The organism is Streptomyces sp. NPDC047043 (genome assembly GCF_040644055.1).
Classification (GTDB): Bacteria; Actinomycetota; Actinomycetes; order Streptomycetales; family Streptomycetaceae; genus Streptomyces.
Genome location: NZ_JBEYVO010000003.1, coordinates 72,192 through 91,118 on the forward strand (window position 1 = coordinate 72,192; position 18,927 = coordinate 91,118).

Genomic DNA, 18,927 nt, shown 5'->3' on the forward strand with positions numbered 1-18,927 from the left:
TTGTTTCACCGGTTCTACGGCAGAGTGGTCTCTACCAATTCTGGTCCCGGTTGAAGGGAGCGCACGTGAGACGGCACCACAGAACGACTCCGCGCCTGGCCCGCGTCCTCGGATGCCTGCTGCTCGTGGCGGCGGCCGGCGCCTTCACGGCCGGTGCGGCACCGGCTCCGAAGGCCACGGCGACCCCGCTCGACCGGGTGGTTCCGGCACCCACGTCGGTCACGCCGGGCGGATCCCCGTACCGCATCACCCGCGACACGGCCATCCGCGTCGACGGCTCGCACGAGGTGCGCCGGGTCGGCGAGTACCTCGCGGACATCCTGCGCCCGTCCACCGGCTACCGTCTGCCCCTCACCACGCAGGACGGCGGAGGCGTCCGACTCCGGCTGGCCAAGGGCCCGTTCGGCGCCGAGGGCTACCGCCTCGACAGTGGCCGCGGCGGCGTCACCATCACCGCCGCCGAGCCCGCCGGCCTCTTCCACGGCGTGCAGACCCTGCGCCAGCTGCTCCCGGCGGCCGTGGAGAAGGACTCCGTGCAGCCGGGGCCGTGGCTGGTCGCGGGCGGCACGATCAAGGACAGCCCGCGCTACGCCTACCGCGGTGCGATGCTCGACGTCTCCCGCCACTTCTTCACCGTGGCCCAAGTCAAGCGCTATATCGACGAGTTGGCCCTCTACAAGGTCAACAAGCTGCATCTGCACCTCAGCGACGACCAGGGCTGGCGCATAGCCATCGACTCCTGGCCGCGTCTTGCGACCTACGGCGGCTCGACCCAGGTGGACGGCGGTCCCGGCGGCTACTACACCAAGGCCGACTACAAGGAGATCGTCCGGTACGCGGCCTCCCGCTACCTCGAGGTCGTCCCCGAGATCGACATGCCGGGCCACACCAACGCGGCCCTCGCCTCCTACGCCGACCTGAACTGCGACGGCGTGGCACCCCCGCTGTACACGGGCACCGACGTCGGCTTCAGCTCGCTGTGCGTCGGCAAGGACCTCACGTACGCCTTCGTGGACGACGTCATCCGCGAGCTGGCGGCGATCACGCCGGGCCGCTACCTGCACATCGGCGGCGACGAGGCGCACTCCACCAGCCACGAGGACTACGTGAAGTTCATGGACCGGGTACAGCCGATCGTCGCCAAGTACGGCAAGACGGTGATCGCCTGGCACCAGCTGACCGGCGCGCACCCGGCCAAGGGGGCCCTTGCCCAGTACTGGGGTCTGGACGACACCGACGCGGCGGAGAAGGCGCAGGTCGCGAAGGCAGCACAGAACGGGACCGGGCTGATCCTCTCGCCCGCCGACCGGATCTACCTCGACATGAAGTACACCGAGGACACCCCGCTCGGCCAGGACTGGGCGGGCCTGGTGGAGGTGAAGCGGTCGTACGACTGGGATCCGGGCAACTACCTTGCCGGGGCGCCGAGTTCGGCGATCAAGGGTGTCGAGGCGCCGCTGTGGACCGAGACCATCGTGACGAACGCGGACATCGACTACATGATCTTCCCGAGGCTGGCCGGTGCGGCCGAGCTGGGCTGGTCGCCTGCTTCCACGCACGACTGGGACGCCTACAAGGTGCGGCTCGCGGCGCAGGGGCCGCGGTGGGACGCGCTGGGGATCAAGTACTACCGGTCGCCGCAGGTTCCGTGGCCGGCGAAGTAGGCCGAACATGCTGAACGGGCACCCCGGAGGACCGTACTCCGGGGTGCCCGTCCGCTCGATCAGAACCCCGCGACGGGATTTCTCAGGGTTCCGATCAGCTGGAGGGCGCCCGACGGGTCCGCCAGGTCGACCATCTGCTTGTTGTTGCGCAGCTGGAGCCGGTTGAGGCAGGACAGCGCGAACTCGGGCGCGAACATGTCGTACTGCCGGAATTTGTCGGCGAGTTCGGGCACCGAGGCCTGGTACTCACGGGTGACGTCCGCGACCGTCCGCCAGAAGTCGTCCTCCTCCAGGATCCCTTCGGTGGCGAGGTTCGCCGCGAGGAAGCGGAAGAAGCAGTCGAAGACGTCCGTGAAGATCGACAGGAGCTTCTTGTCCTCGGGGACCTCGACGCGCAGCCGCTCGACCGTCGGCGGCAGCACCGCGTCCGGGTCCATGACGGCGATCTCCTCGGCGATGTCCTTGTAGATCGCGCGCTGGACGATGCCGTCCTTCAGGGCGAGGATCACGTTCTCGCCATGCGGCATGTACACCAGGTCGTAGGCGTAGAAGCTGTGCAGCAGCGGGGTGTAGTAGGCCCGCAGGTAGTGCCGCAGCCACTCCGTGGGCGGGAGGCCCGACTGCTCGATCAGTGCGCCCGCGAAGGACGCGCCCTCGTGGTCGACGTGGACGAGGGAGGCCATGGTCGCGAGCGACTCGCCGTCCCGGAGGGCGGACACCGGGCTCTCGCGCCACAGCGCCGCGAGCATCTTGCGGTACGGCGAGTAGCGGTCCGTCGCCTTCTCGTACTCCAGGTGCCGGTAGCCGACGGCCGCCCGCTCACGGATGATCGACAGGCCCGTGGACTTCAACACCGGGTCGCCCTCGACGAGTTGGGCCAGCCAGTCGTTGATCGCCGGGGTCGCCTCCATGTAGGCGGCCGAAAGTCCGCGCATGAAGCCCATGTTGAGGACGGACAGGGCCGTCTTCACGTAGTGCTTCTCGGGGTGCGAGCTGTTGAAGAAGGTCCGGATGGACTGCTGGGCCAGGTACTCGTCCTCGCCCTCGCCCAGGCACACGAGGTGGCCGCGGGCGACCTCGGCGGCGAAGGTGACGGTGAGCTTGTTCCACCACTGCCAGGGGTGGACGGGGATGAGGAGGTGGTCGGCGGGGTCCAGGCCGCGGTCGCGCAGGATGCCGTAGAACCGCTCGACGGTCCGCTCGCCCAACTCGTCCCGTACGAAGGACTCGTACTCGATCCCGACGCCCGCGGTGAACGCCGCCCTGTCGCGGTGCGCGGCCAGCCAGACCAGGCGGACCGGGCTCGCGGTCTCGGGGGCGTACGAGAGGTACTCGTGGATGCCGAAGCCGAGCCGCCCGTTGTTGGCGACGAAGCAGGGGTGGCCCTCGGTCATGCCGGTCTCGATGGCCTGGAAGCCGCTTTTGACGAGCTCGGCGACCGGTATCTGCGGCTTGGTGAGCTTGTAGCAGGTGCCGGAGAGAGTGGAGGAGATCTCCTCCAGGTAGACGGGGAGGATCTCGTCGCTCAGGCCGAGGGTGTCCTTCAGCTCGATGAAGAAGTCCAGGGCGGCGAGGGGGAGTTCGGTCCCGTCCCGGTGGCGGGTGATCGAGTCGGCGTCGACCTGCCAGTGGTCGAGGGCGCGGCGGGTGGCGGTGAAGCGGTAGCGGGTGAGGCCGTCGTCGCTGCGGACGACGTAACCCTCGCCCTGCTCCTCCGGCGTGATCAGCCGCTCGTGCGCGAACTCGGCGAGGGCCTTGCGGATCAGGAGGCGGTTGGCCTTCTCCCAGCGTTCGGGGGAGAGGTGGGCCACGGCGTCGGCGAGCGTCATGCGGACACCCCCGTTGCCGCCAAGAACTGCTCCCGGGTGCAGAAGCTCAGCAACGCTTTCTTCTCCGGCTTCTGGATCTCGCGCTCGGCGACGAACCCGACGGCTTCGTTCAGGGCGTGGACGGCCTTGTTGGAGACGTCCGGTTCGACGACGACACGGTCGACGGCCGGGTCCTCGAAGAGGTGGGCCATGACGGCGGTGATGACGGCCTTGGTGAAGCCGTGGACGGGCGTGTCGGTCGCCGGGGTGAGGAAGTGCATACCGACGTCACCGGGCAACGGCTCGTACAGGCCGACCAGTTCGCGGTGCGCGGGGTCGTACTTCTCCATCAGGAAGGCCGGGTCACCGTTCTGCAGGCCGAGCAGCGCGTGGTGGTGCTCGTCGGCCGCGATGTCCATGTAGGCGCGCTCGACGTCCACCAGGGTGGCGTCCTGCATCATCCAGAAGGCGGCCTTGGGATGGGTGACCCAGGCATGGAGGAGTTCGGCGTCCTTCAGCGGGTCCAGCGGGCGGAAGGTGAAGGTCATACGGCGAACTCCTGGAACGCGATGGTCTTCTCGACCGGGTAGTACTCGGTGCCGAGCAGCTCACGGATGATGTAGCTGTTGCGGTACGCGCCCATGCCCAGGTCGGGGCTGGTGATGCTGTGGGTGTGCACGCCGGCGTTCTGCAGGAAGACGCCCCGGCCCGTGGTGTCGATCGAGTAGTTGCGGGCGACGTCGAAGTTGCCCTGGGAGTCGTAGCGCAGCCGCTCCTTGACCGGCGCCAGGAACTCCGGCTCGGCGTACTTGTAGCCGGTCGCCAGGACCAGGCCCTGCGTGTCGAGCTCGTAGTCCTTCTCCTGCTCCTCCTGGCGGAAGGAGAGGGTGTACGCGCCGTTTTCGTAACGCGCGCCGGTCAGCGCGGAGTTGGTGAGCAGGCGGGTGGGCACGGGGCCGCCGAGGTTCTTCTGGTAGAGCAGGTCGAAGATCTCGTTGATGAGGTCGCCGTCGATGCCCTTGAACAGGCCCTTCTGCTGTTGCGTGAGCCGGTAGCGGGTGGCTTCCGGGAGCTCGCGGTAGTAGTCGATGTACTCCGGGGAGGTCATCTCCAGCGTGAGCTTGGTGTATTCGAGCGGGAAGAAGCGCGGGGAGCGCGTCACCCAGTTCAGGCGGTAGCCGTGGACGTCGATCTCGCTGAGGAGGTCGTGGTAGATCTCGGCGGCGGACTGCCCGGAGCCGACGATCGTGATCGACTCCTTCTGCTGCAGCTCCGCCTTGTGCTGCATGTAGCGGGAGTTGTGGAAGAAGTCGCCGTCCAGGCCGCGCACGGCCTCCGGGTAGTGCGGTGAGGTGCCGGTGCCGAGGACGAGGTGCCGGGCGCGGTAGGTGCCGCCGGCCTCGGTGCGGACGAGGTAGTGCCCGTCCTCGTAACTGACCTCGGTGACCGTCGTGTTGAAGCGGACGCTGCTCAGCTTGTTCGCGGCCCAGCGGCAGTAGTCGTCGTACTCGACCCGCAGCGGGTAGAAGTTCTCGCGGATGTAGAACGAGTACAGACGGCCGGACTCCTTGAGGTAGTTGAGGAAGGAGTACGGGGACGTCGGGTCGGCCAGCGTCACCAGGTCCGACATGAACGGGGTCTGGAGGTGGGCGCCGTCCAGGAACATGCCCGCGTGCCACTCGAAGTCCGGCTTCGATTCCAGGAAGACGCCGTCGAGTTCGTCGATCGGCTCGGTCAGACAGGCGAGCCCGAGGTTGAAGGGACCGAGCCCGATCCCCACGAAGTCATGGGTCTTGGTCGGGTGTTCAGGACGCGCGGTCAAGGGACTCTCCCAGGTACTGCTCGGCGTGGCCGGCTATCAGGTCGAGGACGGCGGCGATGTCTTCGGTCGTCGTCTCGGGGTTGAGCAGGGTGAACTTCAGGTAGTGGCGGCCGCCCACCTTGGTGCCCGCGACCACCGCGTCGCCGGAGGCGAACAGGGCCTTGCGGGCGTACAGGTTGGCGCGGTCGATCTCGGCCGGGTCGGTGACGGCGGCCGGTATGTAGCGGAAGACCAGGGTGGAGAGCGTGGGCTGTACGACCACGTCGAAGCGGGGGTCGGCCGCGAGCAGCCGCCAGCCCTCCGCCGCCAGGTCGCAGACCTCGTCGAAGAGCTCGCCGATGCCGTCGGCGCCCATCACCCGCAGCGTCATCCACAGCTTGAGGGCGTCGAAGCGACGGGTGGTCTGCAGGGACTTGTCGACCTGGTTGGGGATGCGCTCGGTCACCATCCGGCGCGGGTTCAGGTACTCGGCGTGGTAGGTCGCGTGGCGCAGGGTGGCGGCGTCCCGGACCAGCACGGCGGACGAACTCACCGGCTGGAAGAAGGACTTGTGGTAGTCGACGGTGACCGAGTCGGCGCGCTCGATGCCGTCGATGCGGCCGCGGTACTTCAGCGAGGCGAGCAGCCCGCAGCCGTAGGCCGCGTCCACGTGCATCCAGGTGTCGTACTGGCCGCAGAGCTCGGCGATCTCGGGCAGCGGGTCGATGGAGCCGAAGTCGGTGGTGCCGGCGGTGGCGACGACGGCCATCGGGACCAGGCCGTCCTTCTTGCAGCGCTCCAGCTCGCGGGCGAGGGCGACGGTCTGCATCCGCTTGTCGTGGTCGACGGGTATGGAGACCACCGAGTCCTGGCCCAGGCCCAGCAGTTTCGCCGACTTCTTCACGCTGAAGTGGCTGACCTCGGAGGCGAAGATGCGCAGTTTGGCGAGGCTGTCGGTCTTCGACTCCTCGCGGGCCAGCAGCAGCGCCTGCAGGTTGGACTGGGTGCCGCCCGAGGTGAACACGCCGTCGGCGGCCGGGCCCAGGCCGATGCGGGCCGTCGTCCAGTCGATGAGCTTGCGCTCGATCAGGGTGCCGCCGGCCGACTGGTCCCAGGTGTCGAGGGAGGAGTTGACGGCGGAGAGGACGGCCTCGCCGAGCACCGCAGGGATGACGACCGGGCAGTTGAGGTGGGCGAGATAGCGCGGGTGGTGGAAGTAGACCGCGTCGCGAAGGTAGACCTCCTCCAGCTCGTCGAGCACGGCCGCGGTGTCGAACAGCGGGGTGTCGAGGTCGATCTGCTCGATGCGGGGAGCGAGGGCGTCGACCGTGACGCCGGTGAACGGACGCTTGGTGGCGGCGAGTTTGGCGGCCACCCGCTCGACGCCTTCGGTCACGGAGCGGCGGTACTGCTCCGCGGTCGTGTCATTGAGCAGGTGCGAGCGCATGTGGGGTGTCCTCCGGTGGGGGCTGCAACTTGAGGGTGGCAACTTAGGTAAGGCTAACCTAAGTAATGCTGGATCAGGGCAGCATCGACCGTGACCGTGATCACTCCGGTCCCGGTGGTGACTATTCGGCGGTGCGCAGCTGTTCTTCGGTCATTCCCTGGCGCCAGTAGCCGACGAAGGTGACCCGCCGCCGGTCGATCCCGCGCTCGCCGACGAGGTGCCGCCGCAGCGCCTTCACGGACCCGGACTCGCCCGCGATCCAGACGTACGGCCGCTCGGCGGGCGGGAGTTGGGCCTCGCGCAGGGCGTCGAGGGCCATGGGGGACCCCTCGACGCGGTCCGGGTCCTGCACCAGCCAGGTGATCTCGGCGTCGGCCTCGGTCGCCAGGTCCTGGATGTCCCCGGCGTCGTGCACCTCCAGCCAGACCCGGGCACGGGTGCCCGACGGCAGCGACTCGAGGATCGCCGAGACGGCGGGGAGGGCGGTCTCGTCGCCCCAGAGGAGCACGAGATCGGTGTCCTCGGGCGGCCGGAAGCGGATCGCCCGGTTGTCGGCGATCGCAGGCCCGAGGAGGAGTACCCGGTCACCGGCGCCGGCCCGGGCGGCCCACGCGGAGGCGGGCCCTGCCGGGGTGTGCAGCACGAAGTCGATGTCGATCTCGTCGGGCTCGCGCCGCAGGGCCCGCAGGGTGTACGACCGCATCACCGCCCGTACGTCGTCGGGCAGTTCGCGCCAGGCCTGCCACCAGCCGTCGCCGAGCTCGATCGGTACGACGGGCTCCGGCTGGCCCGGGTGCGGGACGAACAACGACAGCGACTGGTCGCGCCCGTCGGAGAAGAAGTGGCGCAGGTCCTCTCCGGTGAAGGAGACCCGGACCAGGGACGGGCCGAGCCGCCTCGTCCGTACGACCTGGAGAGAGAAGAAACGGAACGGGGCGGCTACGGCCGTAGTCATGTCAGCTGACCTTCTTCGCCTTCTCGATCGCCTCGGCAAGGCTGGTGAGCAGCGGGGTGCACTTGTCGTAGGACAGGATCGGCTCGGGGTTGCGGGCGATGACCTGGCCCGCCTTCACCGCCGGGAGCTTCTTCCAGGTCGCCTCGGTGATGTCCGCGGGCTGGATCGCCGACGTGCGGTTGTCCATCATGATGATGTCCGCGTCGTACTTGTCGACGTTCTCCCAGCTCAGCGACTCGTACCAGCCGCCGCCCTTCGCCTTGGCCTTCTCCGACGGCTCGACGAAGTTCACGCCGAGCGCCTTGAAGTACTCGAGGTCGATGGAGAGGTTGGAGCCGGAGACGTAGAACAGGTCCTGGCTCGCGGAGCCGGCCAGCACCTTGATGTTCGGCTTGGCCTTGGTGGCCGCGCGCAGCCGGGCCGCGGCGTCCTCGAAGGCCTTCTTCGCCTCGGTCACCTTGCTCGAAGTGGTGTCCGCGCCAAGGGACTTGGCGAGCGCCAGCATGCGCTGCAGCGGTTCGGTCAGCTGGCGGTCGTAGACGGAGATCCCGACGCTCGGGGCGCCGACGGCGAGGATCTTCTTCTTCGACTCCTCCGGGACGTACCAGAGCGTGCCGGCGTCGTCGAACATCGTGGAGATCAGTGCGTCGGGCGCGAGGGCCGCGTACTTCTCGATGTTGAACTGGCCCCACTCGTTGCCGAGGATCGTGACCTTGCTGATGTCCATGTCGCCGGCCTGGACGTCGGCCTTGCCGTCCTTGGTCTTCGTCGGACCGAAGACGCCCTTGGCCTGGATGCCGTAGTCGTACAGCGCCGCGGCGACGCCGACGAACGCGACGATGTGCGAGGGGACCTTGTCGGCCTTCGCGGTCTCGCCGCGGTCGTCCTTGAAGGACCAGGGGCCGGACTTGGCGGCAGCCGTGTCGTCGCTGCCCGAGCCCCCGCTTTTCGCGTCGTCGTCACCGCAGGCCGCGAGCGCGGCCCCGAGGCCGAGGGCGCCGCCCGCGGCGAGGATGCCGCGGCGGGTGAGGTGGGTGGCACGGGCATTGGGCATGGGTGTGGCCGCTTTCGAACGGGGCGGAGCGCCCGCCGGACAAGTTCAAAGGTAGGTTAGCCTAACCTCAGTCCTTGTCCAGGGGGCGGGGCGCTCCGGGCCCGAACCTGTGGCAAGCCTGTGCGGCAGTGTGTGAGCTGCGTCGCTACGGCCCCTGTGTCAGCCCACCAGTCCCAACTCCCGTGCAATCAGCATCCGTTGGACCTCGCTCGTGCCCTCGCCGATCTCCAGGATCTTGGAGTCGCGCCACATGCGGGCCACCGGGTACTCGTTCATGAAGCCGTAGCCGCCGTGGATCTGGGTGGCGTCGCGGGCGTTGTCGACGGCGATCGTGGAGGAGTGCAGCTTGGCAAGGGCCGCCTCCTTCTTGAAGGGGGCGCCCGACACCAGCCGGGCGGCCGCGTCCCGCCAGGCCAGACGGGCCGTGTGGGCCTTCATCTCCATGTCGGCGATCTTGAACTGGATGGCCTGGTTGGCGCCGATCGGCCGGCCGAAGGCGTGCCGCTCCTTCGCGTACTTCACCGACTCGTCCACACAGCCCTGCGCGAGGCCCGTGGCCAGCGCCGCGATCGCGATGCGGCCCTCGTCGAGGATGCGCAGGAACTGGGCGTAGCCGCGGCCCTGTTCGCCCAGCAGGTTCGCCGCCGGGACGCGGACGTCGGAGAAGGACAGCTCACGCGTGTCCGAGGCGTTCCAGCCGACCTTCGAGTACGGCGCCGCGACCGTGAACCCCGGGGTGCCGGACGGGACGATGATCGACGAGATCAGCGGCCTGCCGTCCGGCTTGCGGCCGGTGACCGCGGTCACCGTCACCAACCCCGTGATGTCCGTGCCCGAGTTGGTGATGAAGCACTTGGTGCCGTTGATCACCCACTCGTCCGTCGACTCGTCGAGGCGGGCCGTCGTACGCGTGGCTCCGGCGTCGCTGCCGCCGTCCGGCTCGGTCAGGCCGAAGGCGCCCAGGATCTCGCCGGAGCAGAGGCGGGGGAGCCACTCCTGCTTCTGCGCCTCGGTGCCGAAGAGGTGGATCGGCATCGCGCCCAGGGAGACACCCGCCTCGAGCGTGATGGCGACCGACGAGTCCACGCGGGCCAGTTCCTCGAGGGCCACGCCCAGCGCCAGGTAGTCGCCGCCCATGCCGCCGTACTCCTCCGGGAACGGCAGTCCGAACAGGCCCATGCGGCCCATCTCGCGGACGATCTCGTACGGGAACTCGTGGTGCTCGTAGAACTCGCCGATCTTGGGCGCCACGACGTCGTGCGCGAACTCCTCGACGGTGCGCCGGAGTTCCTCCAGCTCGGGGGAGAGTCGGTAGTCCATGGCTGTGATCACTGCTCCTGGTGGGAGAGGGCTCGGACGGTGCGGGACGGGCTGGGTCGGCCCAGTTGGTCGGCCATCCACACGCTTGTGGCGACGAGGCGGCCGAGGTCGACTCCGGTGTCGACGCCGAGACCCTGAAGCATCCACACGAGGTCTTCGGTGGCGAGGTTGCCGGTGGCGGACCTGGCGAACGGGCAGCCGCCGAGGCCGCCCGCGGAGGCGTCGACGGTGGTGACGCCGTGCTGGAGCGCGGCCAGGGTGTTGGCGAGGGCCTGGCCGTAGGTGTCGTGGAAGTGCACGCCGATGACGTCGGTCCGTACGCCCTCCTCGTTGAGCAGGGAGAGCAGTTCGAGCACATGTCCCGGGGTCGCGACGCCGATGGTGTCGCCGAGGCTCAGCTCGTCGCAGCCCATGTCCATCAGCGCCCTGCAGACGCGGACGACCTGGTGGAGGGGGACCGCGCCCTCCCAGGGGTCGCCGAAGCACATGGAGAGATAGCCCCGGACATGGACCTGCCGGGACTTGGCACGGGCCACCACCGGCTCGAACATCGCGAGCGCCTCGTCCACCGTGCGGTTGAGGTTGGCCTTCGCGAAGGACTCGGTGGCGCTCGCGAAGACGGCGACGCGGGTGGCTCCGAGCGCGAGTGCCCGGTCGAGGCCGCGTTCGTTCGGCACGAGCACCGGGAGGGCGGCCGGGAGGCCGGAGATCTGCGGGAACAGCTGCTCCGCGTCGGCCAGTTGGGGCACCCACTTCGGGTGCACGAAGCTCGTCGCCTCGATCGTCGTCAGCCCCGCGTCGGCCAGGCGGCGGACGAACTCCGCCTTCACCTCCGTCGGCACCGTCGACTTCTCGTTCTGCAGGCCGTCACGGGCGCCGACCTCGTGGATGCGCACCCGCGCGGGCAGGCCCTGGGCCGGTACGGCCATGGGGAGCGTCATTTCTCCTCCTCCGCCGAGTTCTCCACCGGGGTGATGACCGCGAGCACCTGGTCCATGGCGACCGTCGTGCCGGGGGTGACGTCCAACTCGGCGACCGTGCCGGCGTGCGGCGCGGAGATGACGTGCTCCATTTTCATCGCCTCGACCACCAACAGGCTCTGTCCCACGGCGACTTGGTCCCCTACGGCGACCTTCACCACCGTGACCGTGCCGGGCATCGGCGCGGTGAGCGAGTCGGCGCCCGCATGCCCCGCGCCTGTGAGGGACGCGGCGACCGGATCGTGGTCGCGCACGTGCCAGGCGTCGCCGTCGCGGCCGATCCAGTCGGCGGCGCGGTGGAAGGTGTGGCGGACACCGTCGAGGGTGACGGAGACGGTGTCGTCGGTGACGGCGTGCGTGCCGTGCGTCTCATGCGTGACGGGTTCGCGTCCCGGCACTTTCAGGGGGAACCCAACGGACTTGGGCGCGCCGCCCAGCCGCCAGCCGCTCGGCACCGAGAAGGGATCGGTCCAGCCCTCGTCCCGAGGCCGCAGCGCCTCCAGCCGTACGGCCGCAGCCGCCTCGTACACCTCCTCCGGGACGTCGGCCGACACCAGCGAGTCGACCTCCCGCTCCACCAGCCCTGTGTCCAACTCGCCCGCCACGACCGCCGGATGGGCCAGCAGCCGCCGCAGGAACCCGGCGTTGGTCGGCACGCCCAGCGTCACCGTCTCCGCCAGCGCGGCCCGCAGCTTCCGCAGGGCCGTCTCACGGTCCGGCCCGTACGCGATCACCTTGGACAGCATCGGGTCGTACAGCGAGCCGACCTCCGTGCCCTCGCTGAGCCCGGAGTCGGTGCGGATGCCGTCGCCCTGTGGCTCGCTCAGCTTGAGGACGGTGCCGCCGGAGGGGAGGAATCCGCGGGCCCCCTCTTTGATGGACACAGTCTCGGCGCAGATGCGGGCTTCGACGGCATGACCGGTGAGCGTGACGTCGTCCTGCTTGAACGGCAGTTGCTCGCCCGCCGCCACCCGCAGCTGCCACTCCACCAGGTCCAGCCCAGTGATCAGCTCGGTCACCGGGTGCTCGACCTGGAGGCGGGTGTTCATCTCCATGAAGTAGTACGACGACGGGTCGCCGCCGGGGACGATGAACTCCACCGTGCCCGCGCCCCGATACCCGCACGAGCGGGCGGCCTGCACCGCCGCCTCGCCCATCGCGGCCCGGGTCTCCTCGTCGAGGAGCACGCTGGGCGCCTCCTCGATGATCTTCTGGTGCCGGCGCTGCAGGGAGCACTCGCGCTCGCCCAGGTGCACCACGTTCCCGTGGCCGTCGGCCAGGACCTGGATCTCGATGTGCCGGGGCCGGTCGACCCACCGCTCGACGAGGAGCGTGTCGTCGCCGAAGGAGGCGCGGGCCTCGCGGCGGGCGGCGGCGATCTCGTCGTCCAGCACGGCCAGGTCCCGGACCAGCCGCATGCCCTTGCCGCCACCGCCGGCCGACGGCTTGAGCAGCACGGGCGCACCCAACTCACGGGCCGCATCGGCCAGTTCGGGGTCACGCCCGCCGGGGACGACCGGCACCCCGGCCGCCTTCACCGTCTCCTTCGCCCGGATCTTGTCGCCCATCAGCGAGATGGCCTCCGCGGACGGCCCGATGAACACGAGCCCCGCCTCGGCGCACGCGCGCGCGAAGGCGGCGTTCTCCGCGAGGAAGCCGTATCCGGGGTGCACGGCCTGCGCACCCGTGCGCGCTGCCGCCGCCAGCAGGCGCTCCACGGACAGATAGCTCTCGGCCGCCGGCGCCGGACCGATCCGTACCGCCGTGTCGGCCTCCCGGACGTGCCGTGCGTCGGCGTCCGCGTCGGAGAAGACGGCCACCGAGCGCACGCCCAGCGAGCGGAGCGTACGGATCACGCGGACGGCGATCTCGCCCCGGTTGGCCACGAGCACTGTGTCGAACATGGGTCCCCTCCTCACATCCGGAAGACGCCGAACTGGGGCTCACCCAGCGGCGCGTTGGCACAGGCGGTCAGTGCGAGACCCAGCACCTGGCGGGTCTCCAGCGGGTCGATCACACCGTCGTCCCAGAGACGGGCGGTGGCGTAGTAGGCGTTGCCCTGGTGCTCGTACTGCTGCCGGATCGGCGCCTTGAAGGCGTCTTCCTCGTCGGCCGGCCAGGACTCCCCGCGCGCCTCCAACTGGTCCCGCTTGACGGTCGCGAGGACGGACGCGGCCTGCTCGCCGCCCATGACGGAGATCTTGGCGCCCGGCCACATCCACAGGAACCGGGGCGAGTAGGCCCGGCCGCACATCGAGTAGTTGCCCGCGCCGTACGACCCGCCGACGACCACCGTCAGCTTCGGTACGCGGGTGCAGGCCACGGCCGTCACCATCTTGGCGCCGTGCTTGGCGATGCCGCCCGCCTCGTAGTCCCGGCCGACCATGAAGCCGGAGATGTTCTGCAGGAACACCAGCGGGATCCCGCGCTGGTCGCACAGCTCGATGAAGTGGGCGCCCTTCTGCGCGGACTCGGAGAACAGGATGCCGTTGTTGGCGACGATCCCGACCGGGTGCCCGTGGATCCGCGCGAACCCGGTGACCAGGGTCTGCCCGAACTCGGCCTTGAACTCCGCGAAACGCGAGCCGTCGACCACGCGCGCGATGACCTCGCGTACGTCGTAGGGGGTGCGGGGATCGACCGGTACGGCGCCGTAGAGGCCGTAGGGATCCACCTTGGGTTCCACGGCGGGCTGCACCTCCCAGGGCAGCGCCCCGCGCGCGGGCAGCGTGGCGACGATGTTCCGCACGATCCGCAGTGCGTGCGCGTCGTCCTCCGCGAGGTGGTCCGTCACGCCGGAGACCCTGGAGTGCACCTCGCCGCCGCCGAGCTCCTCGGCCGTGACGACCTCACCGGTGGCCGCCTTCACCAGGGGAGGCCCGCCCAGGAAGATCGTCCCCTGGTTCCGGACGATGACCGCCTCGTCGCTCATGGCCGGGACGTATGCCCCACCGGCCGTGCACGACCCGAGGACGGCGGCGATCTGCGGGATGCCCGCCCCGGACATTCGCGCCTGGTTGTAGAAGATCCGCCCGAAGTGCTCCCGGTCCGGGAAGACCTCGTCCTGCATGGGCAGGAAGGCCCCGCCGGAGTCGACCAGATACACGCACGGCAGGCGGTTCTCCAGGGCCACCTCCTGCGCCCGAAGATGCTTCTTCACCGTCATCGGGTAGTACGTCCCGCCCTTGACGGTCGCGTCATTGGCGACGATCACGCACTCGCGGCCACTCACCCGCCCGATGCCGGCGATCACGCCGGCCGCCGGGGCCGCCCCGTCGTACATCCCGTCGGCGGCGAGGGGGGCCAGCTCCAGGAAGGGCGAGCCCGGGTCGAGCAGGGTGTCCACCCGGTCCCTCGGCAGCAGCTTCCCGCGCGCGGTGTGCCTGGCCCGCGCCTTCTCGCCGCCGCCGAGCCGAGCGGCGGCGAGCTTGCCGCGCAGCTCCTCGGCGAGTGCGAGATGGGCCTGCTCATTGGCCCGCCAGGCCTCCGACGCGGGATCTGCCGCGCTCGTCAGCTCCGGTGCCTCGTGCATCCTGCGGTCCCCTCACCCAGTGGTCGACTGTTAATGAGCGTTAACCATTTCCTCCAGGTTAACGACCGCTAACCTCCCTGTCTAGAATTGCTTCCATGGCCACCAGAACCGACGCCCCCACCCGCCGCGAGCAGATCCTCAAGGAGGCTGCGCGGCTGTTCGCCGAGCGCGGTTTCCACGGGGTCGGAGTCGACGAGATAGGTGCCGCGGTCGGCATCAGCGGCCCGGGCCTCTACCGTCACTTCGCGGGCAAGGACGCGATGCTCGCCGAGCTGCTGGTGGGCATCAGCGGCCAGTTGCTGACGGGTGCCAAGCGGCGCCAGCGGGAGGCGGACGGGACCGCGCCGGAGGCGGTCCTGGACTCGCTCATCGAGGGCCACATCGACTTCGCGCTCGACGACCGCCCCCTGATCACCCTGCACGACCGCGAGCTGGACCGCCTGCGCGACAGCGACCGCAAGCTGGTGCGGCAGCTGCAGCGGCAGTACGTGGAGCTGTGGGTGGGTGTGCTCCGCGAGGTCTACCCGGGGCTCGCGGAACCCGCCGCCCGCTCCGCCGTGCACTCGGTCTTCGGGCTCCTGAACTCGACCCCGCACCTCGGGCGGCCGGGCTCGCTCCCGGGCCGCGGGGTCACGGCGGAACTGCTGCACCGGATGGCGCGGGGGGCCTTCGCGGCGGCCGGGGCGGAGTGACGAGCGTTACGGGATCACCTCTGGACGCCTCTCCCTACCCGCCGGTACCTTAAAGTTCTGAGCAAGCGCTTAGACATGGACCCCTTGAGTCAGGTGGAGGTGGCGGCGGTGCGCCGTACGGTGTTCAACGAGGACCACGAGGCGTTCCGGGAGACCCTGCGCGCCTTCATCGAGGCCGAGGTCGTCCCGGTCTACGACGAGTGGTTCGCCGCCGGCCAGGCGCCGCGCGACTTCTACTACAAGCTCGCCGAGCTCGGCATCTTCGGCATCCGCGTGGACGAGGAGTTCGGCGGCGCCGGCATCGACTCGTACAAGTTCGAGGCCGTGATGTACGAGGAGACGGCCCGCGCGGGCGTCCAGTTCGGCGGCTCCGGTGTGCACGTGCTGCTCGGCCTGCCCTACATCAAGATGCTCGCCACCGACGAGCAGAAGAAGCGGTTCCTGCCGAAGTTCGTCTCCGCCGAGGAGATGTGGGCCCTCGCGATGACCGAGCCGGGCACCGGCTCCGACCTCGCGGGCATGAAGACCACCGCCAAGCTGAGCGAGGACGGCACGCACTACGTCCTCAACGGCGCCAAGACCTTCATCACCGGTGGCGTGCACGCCGACCGTGTGATCGTCTGCGCCCGCACCGCCGCGCCCACCGCCGAGGACCGCCGCCACGGCATCTCCCTGTTCGCCGTGGACACCAAGTCCGAGGGCTACTCCATAGGCCGCAAGCTCGACAAGCTGGGTCTGAAGACCTCCGACACCGCCGAGCTGGCGTTCGTCGACGTGAAGGTCCCGGTCGAGGACCTGCTCGGCGAGGAGAACAAGGGCTTCTACTACCTCGGCCACAACCTCGCCTCCGAGCGCTGGGGCATCGCCTTCGGTGCCTACGCGCAGGCCAAGGCCGCGGTCCGGTTCGCCAAGGAGTACGTCCAGGAGCGCACCGTCTTCGGCAAGCCCGTCGCGTCCTTCCAGAACACCAAGTTCGAGCTGGCCGCCTGCCAGGCCGAGGTGGACGCCGCCGAGGCGGTCGCCGACCGCGCCCTCGAGGCCCTCGACGCCGGTGAGCTGACCCCGGCCGAGGCCGCCTCCGCCAAGCTGTTCTGCACCGAGGTCGCGCACCGCGTGATCGACCGCTGCCTCCAGCTGCACGGCGGCTACGGCTTCATGAACGAGTACCCGATCGCCCGCCTGTACGCGGACAACCGCGTCAACCGCATCTACGGCGGCACCAGCGAGATCATGAAGACGATCATCGCCAAGGACATGGGTCTGTAAGGTCCGCGAAACCCCAGGAAATGACTGGCGGGTACAACTGTCTGCCATGAGCCAGGCACTACAGGGTCTCCTCGATCTGCTCGACCTCGAGCAGATCGAGGAGAACATCTTCCGCGGCCGGTCCCGGTCCGCCGTCGTCCCGCGCGTCTTCGGCGGACAGGTCGCGGCCCAGGCGCTGGTCGCCGCCGGGCGTACGGTCCCCGAGGACCGGCACGCCCACTCCCTCCACGCGTACTTCCTGCGCACCGGTGACCCGGGCGCGCCGATCGTCTACACCGTCGACCGCATGAACGACGGCCGCTCCTTCACCGCGCGCCGCGTCGTCGCGGTCCAGCACGGCCAGCCGATCTTCGCCCTCTCCGCCTCCTTCCAGCGGTACGAGGAGGGCTTCGAGCACCAGGCCCCGATGCCCTCCGCGCCCGACCCGGCCACGCTGCCGACCTCCGCGGAGCGGCTGCGCGGCTACGACCACCTCGCCCCCGCCGTCGTGGAGAAGTTCCTGGAGGCGCGCGAGGCGATCGATCTGCGCTACGTCGACGAGCCGCCGTACGGCAGGTTCGGGGAGCCGCGCGAGCCGCACTCCCAGGTGTGGTTCCGCACCAACGGCAAGCTCGCGGACGACCCGCTGCTGCACGTCGTCCTCGCCACCTATGTCTCCGACATGACCCTGCTCGACTCGATCCTCCTCGCGCACGGCCGCGGCGGCTGGGCGGTCGGCGATGTCGTCGGGGCCTCGCTGGACCACGCGATGTGGTTCCACCGACCGTTCCGCGCCGACGAATGGCTGCTGTACGACCAGGAGTCGCCGTCGGCACACGGCGGCCGCGGGCTCGGTCAGGCCCGTATCTACACGCAGGACGGGCAACTGGCCATCTCGGTCATCCAGGAAGGCGTGGTCCGCGTCCCCCGGTAGGGCCGAAGATTGCGTGCATGACAGAGACGTGGAACTGGCGGGGCGGGCGGATCCGGGAGGCGTTCCTGGAGGCGGCCGACACCGTCGCCGAACTGCTCGCCGAACCCGCCGTGGCGGCGGCCTGGGACGAGCCGAGCGTGCTCAAGGACTTCGGGGTGCGCGGGCTGGCCGGGCACATGTTCTGGCAGGAGCTCGCCCTTCCCGGGATGCTCGCCGCGCCGGTGCCGACCGAGCCGGTCGTGTCCCTGCGCGCGTACTACCTGGAGAAGGTCATCTGGCTGGACGCCGGCGCCGACGCGCCGGTCAGCGCCCGTATCCGGCAGGGCGGCGAGGCCACGGCAGCGGACGGGCACACGGCACTGCACGCGCGGGTGCGTGAGGCGCTCGGGCGTCTGCGGACGGACGTGCCCGGCGCACCCGCCGTGCGTTCCGTCCGTGTCTCGTCCTGGGGCGACTGGTCCCTCGAGCTCGACGACTTCCTGCTCACCCGCCTCATGGAACTCGTCGTCCACGCCGACGACTTGGCGTGCAGCGTGGGACTGCCGACCCCTCGGTTCCCGGAACACGTGACCGCGCCGGTCGTCGAACTGCTGGCCCGCCTCGCGGTGCGCCGCCACGGTGTCGTGGACGTCGTACGGGGGCTCGCCCGCGCCGAGCGCGCCCCCGCATCGATCGCGGCCATCTAGGAGAGACCGGCCTCCGCCAGCAGATACGCCGTCATCGGGTCGTAGTGCCGCGGGCTGACCACGTGGTCGTCCAGCGGGACCACGACCTGGACGGTGCCCTCCGACTCGGCGAGGAAGAGCGCCGGGTCGTTGCAGTCGGCGTAGCCCACGGAGTCGATGCCGTGCTGGCCCGCGTAGCCCGCCCAGCCGTGGTCGGCGACGACCAGGTCGGGCAGCGGGCGGCCCTCCTGCTCCAGGGCGGTGAGGATGGCCTTCATCGGCTCGCCGGAGTGCGTGTGCCACAGGGTGGCGCCGTGCTCCAGGACCGCCACGTCCGCGAGCTGCCAGACGTAGCCCTCGTCGGTCTGCAGCCCCTCCGGGATGACGACGATCTCGCAGCCGGCGGCACGCAGCGCGGCGGCCGTGGCGCGGTGCACGTCGAGCAGGCCGCCCGGGTGGCCGGTCGCGAGCAGCACCCGCTGCTGCCCCTCGGCCGCCTTGCGCAGCCGCGCGGCCATGCGCTCCAGGCCGTCGACGGTCAGCTCGGGGTCGATGGTGTCCTGGCCGTACCGGTACTCGGCGTCGTCGTTCACGCCGACCCGCTCGGCCATCACCGCGAGCACGTCCTGCTCGTCGTTCCAGCGGTCGCCGAGCTCCAGGCCCAGCCAGAAGTTGCGGACGCCGTTCGCCAGCTGGCGGTAGTGGCTCAGATTGTTCTCGCGGGGCGTCGCGACATCGCCCGCGATACGGGTCCGTACAAGGTGGTCGACGAGCTCGGCGCGGCTGGGGGTCCCGGGTATCGGCATGAATCCCATTGTGGGGCAGCGGAC

Annotated in this window: 16 protein-coding genes; 5 read left to right on the forward strand and 11 right to left on the reverse strand. The window is 69.8% G+C overall.

The features are described from left to right. The first annotated feature begins 65 nt into the window (after nt 1–65). Entirely contained in the window at nt 66–1,664 is a 1,599-nt protein-coding gene (locus ABZ880_RS05555; RefSeq protein ID WP_361257309.1) for a beta-N-acetylhexosaminidase, read from the forward strand. A gap of 59 nt (nt 1,665–1,723) precedes the next feature. Here the strand turns inward: ABZ880_RS05555 and ABZ880_RS05560 are convergent, their stop codons facing one another. The 10 genes from ABZ880_RS05560 to ABZ880_RS05605 form a co-directional block, all read right to left on the reverse strand. Beyond that, complete coding sequence (locus ABZ880_RS05560) at nt 1,724–3,493, reverse strand: IucA/IucC family siderophore biosynthesis protein (protein WP_361257312.1); 1,770 nt, start codon at nt 3,491–3,493, stop codon at nt 1,724–1,726. Continuing rightward, nucleotides 3,490–4,020, reverse strand: coding sequence for a GNAT family N-acetyltransferase (locus ABZ880_RS05565; protein ID WP_361257315.1), 531 nt, complete (start codon nt 4,018–4,020; stop codon nt 3,490–3,492). Before ABZ880_RS05565 ends, ABZ880_RS05560 begins: the two co-directional genes overlap by 4 nt. Next, nucleotides 4,017–5,294, reverse strand: a complete 1,278-nt coding sequence (locus ABZ880_RS05570; RefSeq protein WP_361257318.1) for a SidA/IucD/PvdA family monooxygenase — start codon at nt 5,292–5,294, stop codon at nt 4,017–4,019. Before ABZ880_RS05570 ends, ABZ880_RS05565 begins: the two co-directional genes overlap by 4 nt. Next, entirely contained in the window at nt 5,278–6,720 is a 1,443-nt protein-coding gene (desA, locus tag ABZ880_RS05575; RefSeq protein ID WP_361257321.1) for a lysine decarboxylase DesA, read from the reverse strand. The genes ABZ880_RS05570 and desA overlap by 17 nt, the downstream gene beginning before the upstream one ends. 121 nt (nt 6,721–6,841) lie before the next feature. Continuing rightward, on the reverse strand, nt 6,842–7,675 hold the full coding sequence (locus ABZ880_RS05580) for a siderophore-interacting protein (RefSeq protein ID WP_361257323.1): 834 nt from the start codon (nt 7,673–7,675) through the stop codon (nt 6,842–6,844). Between the two features lies 1 nt (nt 7,676). Then, nucleotides 7,677–8,729: an ABC transporter substrate-binding protein gene (locus tag ABZ880_RS05585; RefSeq protein WP_361257326.1), complete on the reverse strand. Its 1,053-nt coding sequence runs from the start codon at nt 8,727–8,729 to the stop codon at nt 7,677–7,679. Nucleotides 8,730–8,888: 159 nt separating this feature from the next. Then, complete coding sequence (locus ABZ880_RS05590) at nt 8,889–10,049, reverse strand: acyl-CoA dehydrogenase family protein (protein WP_361257329.1); 1,161 nt, start codon at nt 10,047–10,049, stop codon at nt 8,889–8,891. Nucleotides 10,050–10,057: 8 nt separating this feature from the next. Further along, the gene (locus tag ABZ880_RS05595) at nt 10,058–10,990 is read right to left on the reverse strand and encodes a hydroxymethylglutaryl-CoA lyase (RefSeq protein ID WP_361257332.1); all 933 of its coding nucleotides are present in this window, start codon (nt 10,988–10,990) and stop codon (nt 10,058–10,060) included. Continuing rightward, complete coding sequence (locus ABZ880_RS05600; RefSeq protein WP_361257335.1) at nt 10,987–12,933, reverse strand: biotin carboxylase N-terminal domain-containing protein; 1,947 nt, start codon at nt 12,931–12,933, stop codon at nt 10,987–10,989. The genes ABZ880_RS05595 and ABZ880_RS05600 overlap by 4 nt, the downstream gene beginning before the upstream one ends. Before the next feature lie 11 nt (nt 12,934–12,944). Then, nucleotides 12,945–14,561, reverse strand: coding sequence for a carboxyl transferase domain-containing protein (locus ABZ880_RS05605; protein ID WP_361257338.1), 1,617 nt, complete (start codon nt 14,559–14,561; stop codon nt 12,945–12,947). Nucleotides 14,562–14,656: 95 nt separating this feature from the next. Here ABZ880_RS05605 and ABZ880_RS05610 point away from each other — a divergent pair, with 95 nt between their 5' ends. The 4 genes from ABZ880_RS05610 (at nt 14,657) to ABZ880_RS05625 (ending at nt 18,118) form a co-directional block, all read left to right on the forward strand. Next, complete coding sequence (locus ABZ880_RS05610) at nt 14,657–15,253, forward strand: TetR/AcrR family transcriptional regulator (RefSeq protein ID WP_361257341.1); 597 nt, start codon at nt 14,657–14,659, stop codon at nt 15,251–15,253. 108 nt (nt 15,254–15,361) lie between these two features. Beyond that, nucleotides 15,362–16,519, forward strand: a complete 1,158-nt coding sequence (locus ABZ880_RS05615; protein ID WP_361258163.1) for an acyl-CoA dehydrogenase family protein — start codon at nt 15,362–15,364, stop codon at nt 16,517–16,519. A gap of 46 nt (nt 16,520–16,565) precedes the next feature. Then, nucleotides 16,566–17,432: an acyl-CoA thioesterase II gene (locus ABZ880_RS05620; protein ID WP_361257344.1), complete on the forward strand. Its 867-nt coding sequence runs from the start codon at nt 16,566–16,568 to the stop codon at nt 17,430–17,432. Between the two features lie 17 nt (nt 17,433–17,449). Further along, entirely contained in the window at nt 17,450–18,118 is a 669-nt protein-coding gene (locus ABZ880_RS05625) for a maleylpyruvate isomerase N-terminal domain-containing protein (protein ID WP_361257346.1), read from the forward strand. Here the strand turns inward: ABZ880_RS05625 and ABZ880_RS05630 are convergent. Then, nucleotides 18,115–18,903 carry a phosphatase gene (locus ABZ880_RS05630; protein WP_361257349.1) on the reverse strand — a complete coding sequence of 263 codons (789 nt, stop codon included), beginning with the start codon at nt 18,901–18,903 and terminating at the stop codon, nt 18,115–18,117. The genes ABZ880_RS05625 and ABZ880_RS05630 overlap by 4 nt on opposite strands. Nucleotides 18,904–18,927: the final 24 nt, after the last annotated feature.

Bases quoted from the DNA above. Each gene is read 5' to 3' on its own strand.
- desA (WP_361257321.1), bottom strand. From the start codon at position 6,720: ATGCGCTCGCACCTGCTCAATGACACGACCGCGGAGCAGTACCGCCGC.
- ABZ880_RS05580 (WP_361257323.1), bottom strand. From the start codon at position 7,675: ATGACTACGGCCGTAGCCGCCCCGTTCCGTTTCTTCTCTCTCCAGGTC.
- ABZ880_RS05610 (WP_361257341.1), top strand. From the start codon at position 14,657: ATGGCCACCAGAACCGACGCCCCCACCCGCCGCGAGCAGATCCTCAAG.
- ABZ880_RS05630 (WP_361257349.1), bottom strand. From the start codon at position 18,903: ATGCCGATACCCGGGACCCCCAGCCGCGCCGAGCTCGTCGACCACCTT.
- ABZ880_RS05625 (WP_361257346.1), top strand. From the start codon at position 17,450: ATGACAGAGACGTGGAACTGGCGGGGCGGGCGGATCCGGGAGGCGTTC.
- ABZ880_RS05590 (WP_361257329.1), bottom strand. From the start codon at position 10,049: ATGGACTACCGACTCTCCCCCGAGCTGGAGGAACTCCGGCGCACCGTC.
- ABZ880_RS05560 (WP_361257312.1), bottom strand. From the start codon at position 3,493: ATGACGCTCGCCGACGCCGTGGCCCACCTCTCCCCCGAACGCTGGGAG.
- ABZ880_RS05595 (WP_361257332.1), bottom strand. From the start codon at position 10,990: ATGACGCTCCCCATGGCCGTACCGGCCCAGGGCCTGCCCGCGCGGGTG.
- ABZ880_RS05605 (WP_361257338.1), bottom strand. From the start codon at position 14,561: ATGCACGAGGCACCGGAGCTGACGAGCGCGGCAGATCCCGCGTCGGAG.
- ABZ880_RS05620 (WP_361257344.1), top strand. From the start codon at position 16,566: ATGAGCCAGGCACTACAGGGTCTCCTCGATCTGCTCGACCTCGAGCAG.
- ABZ880_RS05600 (WP_361257335.1), bottom strand. From the start codon at position 12,933: ATGTTCGACACAGTGCTCGTGGCCAACCGGGGCGAGATCGCCGTCCGC.
- ABZ880_RS05585 (WP_361257326.1), bottom strand. From the start codon at position 8,729: ATGCCCAATGCCCGTGCCACCCACCTCACCCGCCGCGGCATCCTCGCC.
- ABZ880_RS05565 (WP_361257315.1), bottom strand. From the start codon at position 4,020: ATGACCTTCACCTTCCGCCCGCTGGACCCGCTGAAGGACGCCGAACTC.